General features: G+C 59.5%; 10 protein-coding genes. All 10 read right to left on the bottom strand.

What is annotated here, in order from left to right:
- Positions 1-13: 13 nt before the first annotated feature.
- The 10 genes from AB7783_RS01745 to AB7783_RS01700 all read right to left on the bottom strand — a co-directional run bounded on the left by AB7783_RS01745 (position 14) and on the right by AB7783_RS01700 (position 14,423).
- On the bottom strand, positions 14-565 hold the full coding sequence (locus AB7783_RS01745) for an RNA polymerase sigma factor (protein WP_441276642.1): 552 nt from the start codon (positions 563-565) through the stop codon (positions 14-16).
- A gap of 142 nt (positions 566-707) precedes the next feature.
- Positions 708-1,430, bottom strand: coding sequence for an energy transducer TonB (locus AB7783_RS01740; RefSeq protein WP_441276641.1), 723 nt, complete (start codon positions 1,428-1,430; stop codon positions 708-710).
- A 485-nt stretch (positions 1,431-1,915) separates the two neighbouring features.
- Positions 1,916-2,569, bottom strand: coding sequence for a Crp/Fnr family transcriptional regulator (locus tag AB7783_RS01735; protein WP_089267984.1), 654 nt, complete (start codon positions 2,567-2,569; stop codon positions 1,916-1,918).
- An 85-nt stretch (positions 2,570-2,654) separates the two neighbouring features.
- Entirely contained in the window at positions 2,655-4,649 is a 1,995-nt protein-coding gene (locus AB7783_RS01730; protein WP_441276640.1) for a S8 family serine peptidase, read from the bottom strand.
- A 47-nt stretch (positions 4,650-4,696) separates the two neighbouring features.
- Entirely contained in the window at positions 4,697-5,872 is a 1,176-nt protein-coding gene (locus AB7783_RS01725; protein ID WP_441276639.1) for a phosphatase PAP2 family protein, read from the bottom strand.
- 27 nt (positions 5,873-5,899) lie between these two features.
- Complete coding sequence (locus AB7783_RS01720; RefSeq protein ID WP_441276638.1) at positions 5,900-7,639, bottom strand: adenylate/guanylate cyclase domain-containing protein; 1,740 nt, start codon at positions 7,637-7,639, stop codon at positions 5,900-5,902.
- Positions 7,640-7,836: 197 nt separating this feature from the next.
- Positions 7,837-8,172, bottom strand: a complete 336-nt coding sequence (locus AB7783_RS01715; protein ID WP_441276637.1) for a hypothetical protein — start codon at positions 8,170-8,172, stop codon at positions 7,837-7,839.
- 146 nt (positions 8,173-8,318) lie between these two features.
- Positions 8,319-9,281 carry a hypothetical protein gene (locus AB7783_RS01710; protein ID WP_441276636.1) on the bottom strand — a complete coding sequence of 321 codons (963 nt, stop codon included), beginning with the start codon at positions 9,279-9,281 and terminating at the stop codon, positions 8,319-8,321.
- 41 nt (positions 9,282-9,322) lie between these two features.
- Positions 9,323-12,634 carry a carboxyl transferase domain-containing protein gene (locus AB7783_RS01705; RefSeq protein WP_441276635.1) on the bottom strand — a complete coding sequence of 1,104 codons (3,312 nt, stop codon included), beginning with the start codon at positions 12,632-12,634 and terminating at the stop codon, positions 9,323-9,325.
- Between the two features lie 73 nt (positions 12,635-12,707).
- On the bottom strand, positions 12,708-14,423 hold the full coding sequence (locus tag AB7783_RS01700) for an AMP-binding protein (RefSeq protein WP_441276634.1): 1,716 nt from the start codon (positions 14,421-14,423) through the stop codon (positions 12,708-12,710).
- Positions 14,424-14,442: the final 19 nt, after the last annotated feature.

Here is a 14,442-nt window from a genome sequence, read left to right as displayed (position 1 = left end):
TCCTCTATGCTTCCTAAGACGCTCCAGTGGAATCGGATGCGCAATCGGAGGACGAATAGCCTTCACGGGCGAGTTGTGCATCCAGATATTCCACGGCGCGCTTCAGCTCATAGAGGACGGTACGTCTGGAAATTCCAAGCTGCTTGGCAATGGCTTGGTGGGTGAGCCCCTCAAGCCGAGAGGCAATAAGTATCATCCGCGACCGATCGGGCAATCCGCGGATCGCCCGTTCAACAATCTGAAGCTCGAGCCGCGCCTGTAACTCCAATGTCGGGTCAGTATACTCCCCGCCCGTTCCGAGCAGGGCATCGATTTCGGACCGACGCGCGCGACTGTTTTCGGCGCGCAAGCGATCCGTCGCAATATTGATGGCAATGCGCAACAGATACGCTGAAGGACGTTCGAGCGAGCCAACATGTCCTGGGCGATGCAGCCGCAGCCACGTCTCGTGCAGACTCTCGCTGGCGAGTTCCTCGGAGCCCAGCCGCCGTGTCAGCTTGGCCTTGAACTCCGCGTATCTGTCGGTGAGCAGATCACGTAGCAATGCCCACGTCGTTTCTGCCATAATCGGTAGCCTCGTCTGACAAATCAAGAACTCGAGTCCGCCAGATCAGGTACCGGCGCAAGCCATCCCGGTACGACAAATGCCAGATGGAGCGATTTTGACTATCAAGACTGCATGACAAATTGGCTACAGTCCGGGTCGCCTATCTGGTGGTCTGGGATGACCCGGCACAATCCCCCGTTTCGGACGGGGGGCGCGGCGCAACGGTGAGAATGAACGGTTGGGCCATTTCGGCAGGTGGAGCTGTGTTGATGCTGCCGCCCCGAAGCGCCTGGAGCAACGCAGTATCGAGGACCACGTCTCCGGTGGAAGCCACGAGCGCGCTATGCTGAATGACGCCGGTCGGGGCAATCCAGAATTCGAGCGCTACCTTGTATCGACCAGGGCGGGTCTGACTGTTTCGGCACAGCAGATCCAGAACGCCGTTCTGCAGCGCGCTTACGAAACCTCCATCGGGGTGGCTTGCTGGCACCTGTGCGCGATCTGGCTCTGCGCGCCCAGGAAGGATGGCGAATGCATCAACGTCCGTGCGGCGAACTAGGAGCCCTGTCTCTCCGAGCAACGTCTGCAGCGCGCGCCCCGGAGTAAGGCTGCCTTTAACCCCCCGCGATTGCCGGCCGGCCGTCAGCGCGGTCTCGTAGAAGATATGAACTCTAGCAGCGGAGCGGAAGGCATTCAGCGCCTGGTCCAGCGCCTGCGCCGGAATATCAAATTCCATGCTCCGTTCATCTGCGGCCGCAAATGGCGACAAGATCGCGAACACCACGCAGAAGATAAGCGCGTGCAGGCACCGCCTTAAAAACAGAGCGCGTAGCAGTCGCGGATTGAGCAAAATTCGAATATTTCGAACATCGGCAAAGGACATGAAAGCGGCAAATCGCTTGCTGGACTGCGGACCGAAGTCGTCAGCGGACCAATGCAGATTTGATAAAGTACTGGCAACACCGAGCCCCTAAGCTCATACGACCGAAATGTGACAGCTGTGTGTGCCGGGCAGAAACGATTCCATATCCATAGTGCGCCGCATCCGCTTGAGTTCGTTCTATGCCGCGTGTCTGTCTGGAATGGAGTGTCCGCTTCCTGTCCCCAAAGCTCTCTCACCGGAGATTGGCCGATCGTCAAACAATGCAAGGCGCTATTCTGCTCGTCACGCGCGCTAGTTGTTGATCGCTTCCTTCTCCCTCCGCTGCCGTGAGGCTGGTCATTTCGGACGGCGAAAGCGTCGAGTAATCGAGAACGCGGACATCGCTGTTCTTATCGTAAGTCTGCCGATCGCTCTCTTTGCGGCGCAGATATTTTCACCACTCCGCATTAAAATGCACGCCCGATTGGTAAAGGCATCGTCACGTTCTAACTTCGCGTGGCGATGTTTCTCAACGCCTGAGCATTGAGAAGGACAAGTGTACGATTCTTGACCAGAACCCAGCCGCGATCGGCCCAGGCGGATATGATTTTATTTGCGCGCTCCCGCGAAATGCCCACCATCTCGCTGACGCTCTGTTGCGTCATATTCACCACAAGGGATCCATCCATTTGCACATTCGGCTCCGCAAATTTTACGACGATATGGGCAAGACGAGCCTCGAGGCCGTGAAGGATCACCTCTTCCAGATGCTCGCTCGTCCATCTCAGGCGGGCGCATAACAAATCAATGAACTTAGCAGCCAAAGCAGGCTCGGTTCTAACCAAGGGGATTAGATCGCGCCGCGCAATTCCCCAGATTTCACAATCGCTGTTCGCGATTGCATCCGTTGTTCGGTCGAGGCCATCCAAAACAGCAATCTCGCCAAATGTCTGACCGGCACCGATCAGATTTAACACCGCGCTCTTACCGTCAGGAGAGGATGCACACATCCTCACCGAGCCTTCCACAACTCCGAACAGGCACGTCCCAGGGTCGCCGCGTCGAAAAATGTAGTCTCCCCGTGCGAAGGTCTGGAAAGACGCGCGATGAAACAGCTGGGCAACCGCCTCGGGCGCGAGGTCGCTGAAGATCGCGTTCATACGTATGGCCGCCTGACGGCCTGCTGATCTCGCTGGCTTCGCTTTCGACACCGCGATGTTCCCTGTACTCCGCACCGGTCCCAAATCAAGGTCTGTTTGGACGACCGCACCGATCCAGCCGGCCAGCCCCAATCCGTACAGCCAATGGTGAGCCGGGACCTGGCGCCTTTGTGTCTCCTGTTTTCGCGATGCGCTGTACGTCCGGACGATCGCAAGCAAGCTGCGCGATCATCAATTCCGAGATCAATCGCGTCACCTGCGGAGCTGCGACACTTGTCCCATTCATCGTCACAACGGATCCGCTACGCGTACCGGCGGCAAGTAGATTCCTGTGCACTGGCGACTCGTCTCCAACTGCCGACACATCGGGGCTTCGGATGGGGGACGTGCCATCTGATGTCGCGCGCCCTCCGGCCCCCGAATATTCACTGACGGTCTTGTCGCTGCGAAGATAAGCACCCACGACGATTGCGCGCGTCCCTGTCGCCAATGCGTTGATCGTACTTTCCCTCCGGACCGGGCTGGAGCCCTTGTCATCTTGCTCCAGTCGCCCGGCAAGATCGAAGCGCACGTAATTCTCGTCTTCAAGCCGAGATTGCCGCCCTGACAACGGATAGCCAAATGGCGTGTCGCCGCGCTGAACCCAGACATCGACTGTCGTGGCTACGCCCTTGTTTTTGAGTTCGATCAGCCAGGTCCCGGACGGAGCGGTCAGCGAGGGCATTCCGAGATCAGCCGTGGGGGCCATAGCAAGGAATATCTGCGATCGCTCCCCGACTGCAGTATAGTATTTCGCGAAAAACCGGAGCTGGCCTGATATGCGCCACTGCCAGTTCTGGTTAGCCCCAATCCAAGGACTGCGCTGGTTGGTCGGAGTGGTAATCCTTATGGCGATTTCGGGCTGGGACTTCTCTGTTGCCTGTTTGGGCAGCCACAGCTCCATAAAGCTGTTGGCCTTATTGTCGGGCTGCACGCGCCACCGCAAGCGCTTCGGCGGCTGGCCAGGGACTGATGCCTGAGGCAGTTCGACCAAGGCATGACATCGCGCCAGATAGTGATTTCCGGCTGGCAGAACGACCCTGAGCGGTGCAGTGCGTGACGCTATCAACTGATCGATCGCAGCTTCCAGCTGTGACGTGCCATCGTGCGGGCCGGCAATGGTCCCATAACTCAGATTGATGACCACAGGGATCGGACCCGTTCCTTCGGCCACCGAAATCTGATCCGCACGACTGAGTACATAAGAGATGGCGGCGTAGACATTCGGAGTCAGGAATGCGCCCGACGTCTCCTCTGTCACCCACTTCGGCAATTGAACGCCGATGATATAGGGAAGGCTGGGATCTTCGGGAGCCGCATGCTTTGGATCGAGCCCACAGGCGATGTCCATGACGTGCGTACCGTGCTTGGCGCGGCGAGCAGCCAGCTTCTGGCCGGCCAACCGATAGAACTCATCCTCATCCAGCAATCCAGTATGCGTGCAGGACGCCAGAAACTGATTGATCTCGTTCTCCTGCAACTCACGCCCCCAGCCGAATCCGGCCGGCCGGCCTGTATTTGTGTGATCGTCCTGGTTCCAGAAATACTTCACCCGCGATCGGCCATCCCGAAAGCGGAATCTCTCATGGGCGAACGCCAATCCGTCATCGATGATCGCGACAATTGCCCGCCGCGACGGACTCGTGGCAAGCAACTGCTGCCCGATCGGTTCAGTCTTCTCGAACAGATTCGTCGTCGGCGTTCCAAGCTCGATTCGATTGATCGAGGACAGTAGGGGCGCAAACTGTTTGGCGTCACCGCGCGATACCTTGCCGGAAACAAATGCGGAAAGAGCCTCACGTCTCGCAATCGCCATACAGCATGTTAGATCGGCACCTCTCAGCGAGGGTGGCGCCTCCTGATAGACCGCGGGAATTCGAATGAACTGATCTAGCCCCGAGCGCACGACGGAACGGGCAAGGGCTTCCACTGGTCCATCAAGCTCCAACAAGACCCAGAACCACTCACCCAGGAGATAAGCGAACTCCGTCAGCACTGCCCATTCGAGATAAGGTGAAACCCGCTTCCGTTGTTCTGCCATAACGCACACCTCGCGAATGCGATCGCCCTACCGCCATTTCCCAGCAGCTACTTCACCTCTGCAAGCGCCGCGTCCCACAGCCACTTCATAATCGGTGATACAGCTGGCGGCGTGGAGGCGAGAAAATCGACATAGGGCGGATCAATCACGGGGCTCAGCTTTTCCTGTCCATTTGCTGGATTATAGAAATCATGGAAATTGAAGTCCTGAGTAGCTCCGTATCGTCCGCCGTCAAAACGCCAGGCGTTGAACCTCGGCCCACCTTTCGCCCGCAGAATGAAATAGCGGGCAAGTGACAGTCCAAGCACCTGACCGGCCGCAGTATCGACCGGGAAATGGACACCCGCCACTGTGCGGTTGACCGCGATGCGCGCCGCCTGTCGCATCAACTGCTCACCTAGTCTCGGTTCGCGCCCGTACAGCTCCCACAGGATGCGCGCAATCATGTGATTTTCGGTTGAATGACCGCTCGGAAATGTACCGTGGCCCGGTGTCAGAATGATTGGTTGAACCTGAGACGACAGCTCATACGGTCGCCAGCACGCCAGAGCATGCTTGATGCGCATTTCCACCGCGGTCGCAAACCGAAGCGCAGCATCGAGCAGCTCGATCGTCTTCTTGGTGCGATCCGGATGCAAGTTCACGACCGAACTCCAGAACGCATATTGAGGGCCGAGCTGGGTCACGATTTCCGAAACACGATCCTCGCGAAGATCGGCGTATTGATCCAGAAAATCCAGCTGGCCTTTGAAAGTGTCGACCGGCGGGCGAATCAAAGTCGCAATTCGGTTCGATTTCGCTTTGGGGGACGGATCTGTCGCTGTGGTTTGAACGTGGAACTGCCAGACCGTGACCGACTTCTCGCTCGGTGTCCGGGAGACGTTCTTGCCCTGATGCTTGTAGCTGAATTTCTCTGAGTGGCTTGTAAAATGGAGGTGCGACAGCAGTTCGAAGTCTATGACCGCCGCCCGCACCCACGGCTCCCAGAGCGCGAGGTTCTTCTTGTCGTCCAGCGCACGTGGCGACCGATTGACGGTCTGACCGAGCCAGCTTCCGAGGATACCGTCGCGGTGCTTGACGAGTGCATCGGCAACCAGCGGCGACCCATAACTGCCGTAGGGCCCAGCGCCAGCACCGCCCGCGCCGCCTGCCCCTCCGGCACCGCCCGCTCCCCCAGCACCACCGGCGCCGCCTGCGCCTCCTGCACCGCCTTCAGGACCCATCGTGCACATGTTTTTGCTCCCGTTCTGCTAATTCGGTACTCCAGCTCCCTGCAATGCGCTCGACCAAATGCGACCAGTTTCATATCCCCCACTGGGGTGACGCTCGCGATATTTCGCGACGGTCAGGCCCGGCTCGAGTTTCATCAACTCGGTCACCGTCTTGCGCGCCTCTTGATGAAAGCCGAGCTGCCATTGCGCGATCGCCAGCGCGCGAAACGTGGATGTATGCGTGCGATTTGCGCGCAACGAACGGTTCGCAAGATCGATGGCGCGCTTGTATTGCCCGGCGGAGAGAGCAGCCGTTGCGGCCAGGGAATCGTAGAAGTATCTGTGAGGATCCAGCGGCGACAGTTTCAGCGCATGCTCGGTGTGTTCGACTGCCGACTTTCCTGCATCCTTGAAGGCGAGAAGCGTTCCCTTTAGCAGCCACGCCATCGCATCGTTGGGATTGACGCGCAGCGCGAGGTCATACTGCTCCTGCGCGACGTCAAATTGTTTCAGCAGATTGGTGTGAGCAAAGCCCATAACCACCAGCGCGAGGGAACAGCGCGGATCGGCACTCAGTGCTCGCCGCCCGCAATCGAGCGCCAGTTGCGTATCCGCACTCCAGTCATCGGTCCATCCCTGCTGGACCCGCAATATGTGCCACTTGGCCATCCATGCCCATGGTACGGCCTGGCGGGGCATGCGCTCGGTCAGGACATGGAGCATCTGACGCGACCTGTCAAAATCCTGCACCGAAAGGCGATGCATGAGTGCGATCGCCCCCATCAACAACGTGTAGCTCTCGACGGTCGGGAGTGATTGCGACTGCGCGCGTTCAAGCTCGCGCGCCATGATCGCCAAGCTGACCGCCGTTACAATACCCGCGACGGCACCGTCCTTTCCGCTGATCAAAGCCGTCGCGCTACAAACGAACGAATCAGACCAAACGATCGTCAGATTCGACGAAGATGCCAGTTCGAGGTTCACCCGCAACTTACTTCCGGCCTTGCGGTAAGAGCCCGACAGAACGTAGTTCGCCGTCAAATAGCTGCTGATCTCCTCGACCGAACTATCCCGCCCGCGAAAGACAGACGTCGACAGGCGCGAGATGACGTTCAGCTCCGATGAACGCGAAAGCGCGGATATGACTTCGTCGGCGAGCACTTCGCCAATGACCCGATGTTCCGGACCATCATCCAGCCCGGTAAAAGGTACGACCGCGACAGTGGCGCGCAACTTCGGCATTGATACAGTACCTGGCTCGATCACGGGTCGCGGCCCTGGTGGGCCGACACGATACGCTCGAACGGGTTCATGCACATGTTTAAGGTAACAAGCTCCCAAATCCTCGACGTCGGCATCCAATACAGGCACGAGTTGGTCGCGAACATCGGCCGATACAACAATTTCCCCCGGCCCCGCTAAACCTGTGAGCCGGGCTGCAAGGTTAACGTCAGCCCCGTAAACATCGTGCTCGTCCGCAAGAAGATGACCGACGTGCGCTCCTTCACGGACGAGGATATACTGATCTTGCGGAACGCCTTCATTGATAACCGCACACGCATTCTGGACTGCAAAGGCAGCTTTCACTGCGAGGGGGGATTGAGGGAATTCCATCAGGAGCCCATCCCCAAGGCTCTTTACAAGCCGCCCCTCGAACCGCGGCAGGATATCTTCATCTATCGTTTTAACGAGTTTACGCCATCGCTGTACGGTGCTGGCCTCGTTCTCTTCCATCAGTCGCACGGACTCGACCACGTCCACGAAGAGCAGTGTGCGCACCACCCATTCCGGATTCTCGAATGCGAGTGAAGCGCTTGATCTAGCCATCAGCCACGCTGGTCACTGTTCTGATCCGCACTCTTGTGCACTAATGCGCACAAACTCGGTATCGCGGACGGATCACACTCAATTTTGCCCGCCAAAAACTTGTTAGCTAGACTTGAACAACGGCGATTTCAGGACGCCGCTCCTGACGACTAGATTGCAACCACGTCGCCACGCGACTCGACTTTGATACGCCAGCCGTTGTCATCGATACCTGCCGCCGGACCGAATGGTGCTATCCCGATCATAGACCAGGAGTTCTTCAGCCGACAACTGCGACCTGCGCGTAGCGACGGCGCCTCCGCCCCTGACGACGGATGTACATCGTTAAAGCCTGAAACGATTTGCTTCATGATGGCAGGGACTGCGGCGGTTTGCCCAACCACGATCGCGCACATGAGGACGGCGCAAATCACTCCGGCCCCGATCATCAAGCGATGGTATAATCGACGATAGGACTGCTCCAGTTTATCTTCCGATGCACTCATGATTGCCTCCAGATAAGGCACATAGCCTTACTGCGTCCCGCTGGAGGTGGATGTGACGAGCGTCACATCCCGGGATGATTTTGTCTGATTGCCGACGCTCTTTGTCCCGGTTTGGCCGCCCCTTGAACCAAAGATAGCGTATCAGGCTACGCGCGGCTTCGAGGAAGCGCAGCGAATTCTTGGTCGTAGCTGGCGTAGGATTCCTTGAGCGTCGCCAGATTGAGCAGCATCGTCGCGACCAGCGCGTTCGAGCTATTGAAGACTTCGGTGCGCACCCACAGACTCTCGGTGCGTTTGCTGCCGGACATCGCGACGACCTTTCGGTCTATGCGGTAGTCTTCTCCAACAAACAGCGGACCTCGTAGCAACCGGATTTCCTGATCAGCGAACAGGCCGACTGCCGGCCCCTTGACCGGCAGACGATCCTTCTTGCTGCCGTGCTGAAATAACACACTGAGCATTTCCATCGGAATGATCGCGCGTCCCCATGGCGAATTGCCTGCGCTCTCGGGCGCGTAATATGGCGACGGCTCGGTGATGACTTTGAGCTTCTGTTCAAGCGAGAATGGATAGAGCTCGCCCATCTTCTGATCGAAATCCATCCGGACAATCTGCGGTGCTGTGGTCATGCCGACCGCGATGTCGCGCAGGATCACAGCATCTGTCAGCGGCTTCAGTTCGGTCAGCCGTATGTCGAGGGCGGAGGCTGGCGCATCGCGGCCGATTGAGGCACTGCCGCGCAACACTTCGGTGCCGTCACGCTTCGCCATCCTGATCGTGCAATAATGCCCGTCACCAATCGGCTTTTCGACAATGGCCTGTACCTCCTCGCCCTCAAAGGCGGCAGCACGATAATGCGCCGAGATACAGCCCGTCTCGAACCAGTCCTTGCCCCACAGTCGTTCGCAAAGCGGTGCAAACTGGCTGAAATGGGTCGGGCCCTCGATGGTCCCGCCCTTGAAGCCGAGCTTCTGCGCGGTGGCATCGTCGTGAATGGATGCGTGAGAGTCGTAAGTCTGCGCATGGAGCATCTGTCGGGGCTGTCGCCATGGGCCGATCAGTGCATTTCCGGCGTCCTCAATCACCGTATCGAATGCTTTTGATATCATTGGAAACTCCTCCGGGAATGTGAGCCGTCAGTTCGCTGTGGCTACCAGGTATCGACACAGGGGCGCTTGCGACCCTCGCGTTGCGGCGGCTTCGGCACCGAACGCAGGCCGGCCATCACCCAGCGGCGCGTTTCCGCGGGGTCGATGACATTGTCGATCTCGAACACCGACGCGATCGAGGTCGCCTTGCCGTTGGCATAGAGCTCAGCGACCTTATTCTTGTAATAGGCCTCGCGCTCCACCGGATCGGCGATCGCCTCCATTTCCTTGCGGAAGCCGAGCCGCACGTAGCCTTCCAGCCCCATGCCGCCGAATTCTCCGGTTGGCCACGCCGCCGTGAAGAACGAGGCGTGGAAACCGCCGCCGATCATCGACTGCGCGCCGAGTCCATAGCCCTTGCGCAGCACGATGCCGAACAACGGCACTGTGATGCTCGCGCCGGTGACGAACATACGCGCGACATGGCGCACGATCGCAGTCTTCTCCGCTTCCGGCCCGACCATGAAGCCCGGCGTGTCGCAGAGCGACACGATCGGAATGTCAAATGCATCGCAGAGCTGCAGAAAGCGCGCCGCCTTGTCTCCAGCCGCGGCGTCGATGGCACCGCCGAGATGTTTGGGATTGTTGGCAATCAGGCCGAATGGCTTACCCTCGATACGAATGAACGCGGTGATCATGCCGACGCCGAAATCGCGCCGGATTTCGAGCACGGAGTCCTCATCAGCGATCAGATCGATCACCGCGCGGATGTCATAGACGCGCAACCGGTTCTCCGGGATCGCACGTCGCAGCAGCCGCTGATCGGACGCACGCCATTCCGTCACAGCGCCCTGGAAGTAGGACAGATATTTCTGCGCGGCCCGTGTCGCTTCCTCCTCGTCCTCGACCAGAATATCGACGACGCCGTTCGGCGATTGGAACGACACCGGTCCGACTTCGGCCGGATGATAGACGCCGAGGCCCCCGCCTTCGATCATCGCAGGACCACCCATGCCGATCGAGGCGTTCTTCGTGGCGATGATAACGTCACAACAACCGAGCATCGCAGCATTGCCCGCGAAGCAATAGCCGGACACCACACCGACCACCGGGACGAGACCCGAAAGTTTGGCGAATTGCACGAAAGATGGCCCGTCGAGACCCGTCATGCCGAGCCGGTCGGTATCGCCGGGACGACCGCCGCCGCCTTCGGCATAGAACACTAGCGGCATTTTCCACTGCTCGACCAGCGACAGCATGCGGTCGATCTTCTTGTGGTTCATATGACCTTGGGTGCCGGCCAGCACCGTATAGTCATAGGAGATCACCATACAGCGTGCTTCGTGCTTGCCGAATTTCGCAGCATTGACCGTGGCCGTACCGGCGACCAGACCATCGGCCGGCGTGTTCTTGATGAGATCATCGACCGCGCGGCGCCGCCGCTGGCCGGCGATGGCGAGGCTGCCGTATTCCATGAAGGAGCCATCATCGACCAGTTGCGCAATATTCTCGCGCGCGGTGCGCTGATTGGTCTTGCGCCGGCGCTCGACCGAAGAGGGCCGGTTTTCATCGAGCGTGATCCCCTGGCGAGCAATCAGTTCAGCGAGGTCCGGCCGGATGTGGTCGAGATCGATCTCCGTTTCCTCGGTCGCGAGGTCGCCGGCCACGTCCTGCGGTTCGATATACAGAATGGGCTCGCCCTGCATTAGCGTGACGCCATCGGATGCCGCGATCCGGGTGACGCGACCGCCCTGCTCCGCAGTCACCAGATGCTCCATCTTCATGGATTCGATGATGGCGAGTTGCTGGCCGGGCCTGACAACATCGCCTTCGGCCACCGGGATGGACACGACCGTGCCCTGCAGCGGCGCCGCGACCGGGACCGATCCTTCCGGCGCGGGCTGTACGACGCCGGCGGAGGTCCGTGCATCACCGGTTGATCCGCTGACGGCGAATAGCGGCTTGCCCGCTGTCAGTGTGGCAGCGACCAGATCGGCGACGTTGCGATCGATGAAGCTGGTGTTGATCCGATTGGCCTGGAAATCGGCGTTGGCCAGGATCGCCCGCATCAACGGAATATTGGTGGCGACGCCCTCGATGCGGAATTCGCGCAGGGCTCGCGTGCCCTTGGCTATGGCGTCGGACCATTTCGACGACGGCGTGTGGACGATCACCTTGGCCAGCAACGAGTCGAAGGCAGCACTGGTCTTGTAACCGGCATAACCGAACGTATCGACACGCACGCCCGGGCCTGACGGTGGCTCGAAAATCGCGAGCGTGCCGCCGGTCGGTTTTGTGGCGCCGGTGGCATCCATGGTCTCCATATTGATGCGGAGCTGCATGGCGAAACCGCGCGGGCTCGGCACCGAGGCCTGATCGAGGCCGAGCGACGCCAGCGTGGCGCCGCCGGCAACGGCGAGCTGCGACCGCACCAGATCGACCGACAGCACTTCCTCGGTCACGGTGTGCTCGACTTGCAGCCGCGGATTGGCCTCGATAAAGGCGAAGGCGCCATCGCCCTCGCCAACCTCGCCATCGACCAGGAATTCGAACGTACCGAGGCTGTCATACTTCGCCTCCGCCGCAAGATTTTTGGCGGCTTCAACGATGCGGCTGCGCAATTTGTGTGACAGCGACGGACTCGGCGCTACTTCGACCAGCTTCTGATTGCGGCGCTGGATCGTGCATTCACGCTCCCAGAGCTGGCTGATATCGCCGTGACGATCGCCGATGATCTGCACTTCGATATGACGGGCATTGCGAATGAGACGCTCGACATAGACGCCGTCGTTGCCGAAGGCCGCCTTGGCCTCAGACTGACAACGCGCATAGGCGTCGTCGAGATCTGCGGCGCGTTCGACCACGCGCATGCCGCGGCCGCCGCCGCCAGCCATGGCCTTGATCATCACGGCGGCATTGCTCCCGAGCGATGTGAAGAACGCTTTCACCTCATCAAGCGTCGAGGGGCCCGTGGTGCCCGCGATGATCGGCACACCACAACGCTTGGCGAGTTGCTTGGCCGCAACCTTGTCGCCAAACAGCTGCAATGCCGCGGGTGACGGGCCGACAAAGGTGATGCCCTCTTCGGCGCAGCGGCGGGCCAGATCGGCGTTCTCGCTGAGAAAGCCGTAGCCCGGATGCAGCGCATCACAGCCGGTGGCTTTCGCTGCACCAATCACACCTTCGATGTCGAGATAAGCACGCGCACCACGGCCGGGGATTTCCGTAGACTCGTCGGCGATCCGTACATGCAGCGACAGCGCGTCATCGGCTGGATATATGGCAACGGTGGCAAGGCCGGCGTCCGCCGCGGCGCGCGCGATACGAATGGCGATCTCGCCGCGATTGGCAATCAGCAACTTGCGAAAGGGCATCAAAACTCTCCGTGAACAACAGACGCGATCCGGGGTGCCATCATCCACACCCAGGGCCATGTAACGTTTCGATTTACTGCGGCGCGTTTGCGTCGAGTTCCTGCTTCTTCACCTTGCCGGTGGCAGTCATCGGCAGCGCGTCGATGATGCGGATCTCAGGCACCTTGTAGACGGCCATCCGTTCGGCACACCACGCCTGCAGTTCCGCTGGCGTGATGGTGCCTCTCTCTTCCGGCTTGAGCTGGATGAATGCGACCGGCACTTGCCCCTTGCTGGCATCTTCACGGCCGACCACGCCCGATCCGAGAACCTTCGGATGCTGCCCGAGCAGCGCCTCGATCTCCGGCGGGAATACGCTCATGCCCTTGACCTTCAGCATCTCTTTGCGACGACCGAGGAAATGCAGGAAGCCGTCGGTATCGATGGTGCCGATATCACCCGTCCGCAGCCAGCCATCGATCAACGACTCCGCTGTTGCTTCCGGCTTATTCCAGTAGCTCTTCAGCAGAGACGGCGTGCGAACACGGATCTCGCCCTCGCCGCCGAGTGGCATCAGTTCGCCGGTTTCGAAATCGGTGATTTTGAACTCGGCACCTGGCACCGGGAGCCCAACGAAGATCGGCTGCGACAGAAGATCGAAATCATTATCCTGGAAACCGGCCGTAAGGGTGTTGGATGTATGGGTTTCGGTCATTCCCCACGACGCTTCGGTCAGGATCGTGCCGGTGAGATCCTTCCAGCGCTTGCGATAGGCCGGATTGAGCTTCTTCACGAAGGACACGACGCGCACCTGATTGAGCGACGACAGGTCGAATTCCCCGAACCGTGGATGGTCCATCAGTTCGACAGCGCCATCGACCGGCATCGCAGTGACATTGACCTTGTAGCAATCGATGGCCGACAGTGCCCCGATCGCATCCCAGCGCGCCAGCAGGACAAGCGTTGCGCCCGTAAACATCGGGAAGATCAGGCCGAAATTCTCACCGGCAATCCAGAACTCTGGAAAGAACGACAAGAAGACGCTGTCTTCATTAGCGACGACGGAGATGCCGTGATTGGCGGCGGCCGTATAGACCATATCGCGCTGGGTGTGCACGCAGCCCTTTGGCATGCCGGTGGTGCCACCGGTGTAATTCAGCGCGGCGATATCATCGAGCCCGGCGGGCGGAAGCGGCTTTGGCGCGGGCAGCACAGCCAGCGCCGGTAACAGATCGGTCGCACCGGAGATGACAATGCGCGGCGCACTGATCGAGTCAGGGACGGGAATGGTCGGCTTGGCCGGAAGTACATCCGCGAAACTGGTAACGATCACTTCGCGCAGCTTGGACTCGCTCCGCACCTGGTCCACCACTGGCGCCAGCTGATCCAGTGCCACGATGACTTCGGCGTCGGTATCATTCAATTCGTAGGACAATTCGAACGCGCGCGACAGCGGGCTGACGGGGACGTGGATAGCGCCAAGTTTGAGGATGCCGAAGAATACGATATGGAATTGCGGGCAATTCGGCAGGAACACCGCGACACGGTCGCCCTTGCGAACGCCCTTCTCCATCAGCAACGCCGCGAAACGATCACTCTGCGCGTCGAGTTCGGCATAGGTGGTGACGTGACCGTAAAAGATCACCGCAGGCTTTTCAGGATTGCGCTTGGCCCACGCGCGCAAATATTCGGTGAGCGCCACCTCGCCATGCAGATATTGCGGCTTGTCCGGCGTGCCCTTCGGCCAGGCCTTAGCCCACAGCTCGTGCAGCATGGCGAGATATTCAGTTTCTTTGGCGCTTGCGGTCATCACCGTCTTCCTTGTTCTT

Source organism: Tardiphaga sp. 172_B4_N1_3, from assembly GCF_052076035.1.
GTDB lineage: Bacteria > Pseudomonadota > Alphaproteobacteria > Rhizobiales > Xanthobacteraceae > Tardiphaga > Tardiphaga robiniae.
Note: the sequence above shows the minus strand (reverse complement) of the source record. Positions and strands in the feature narration are given on the sequence as shown.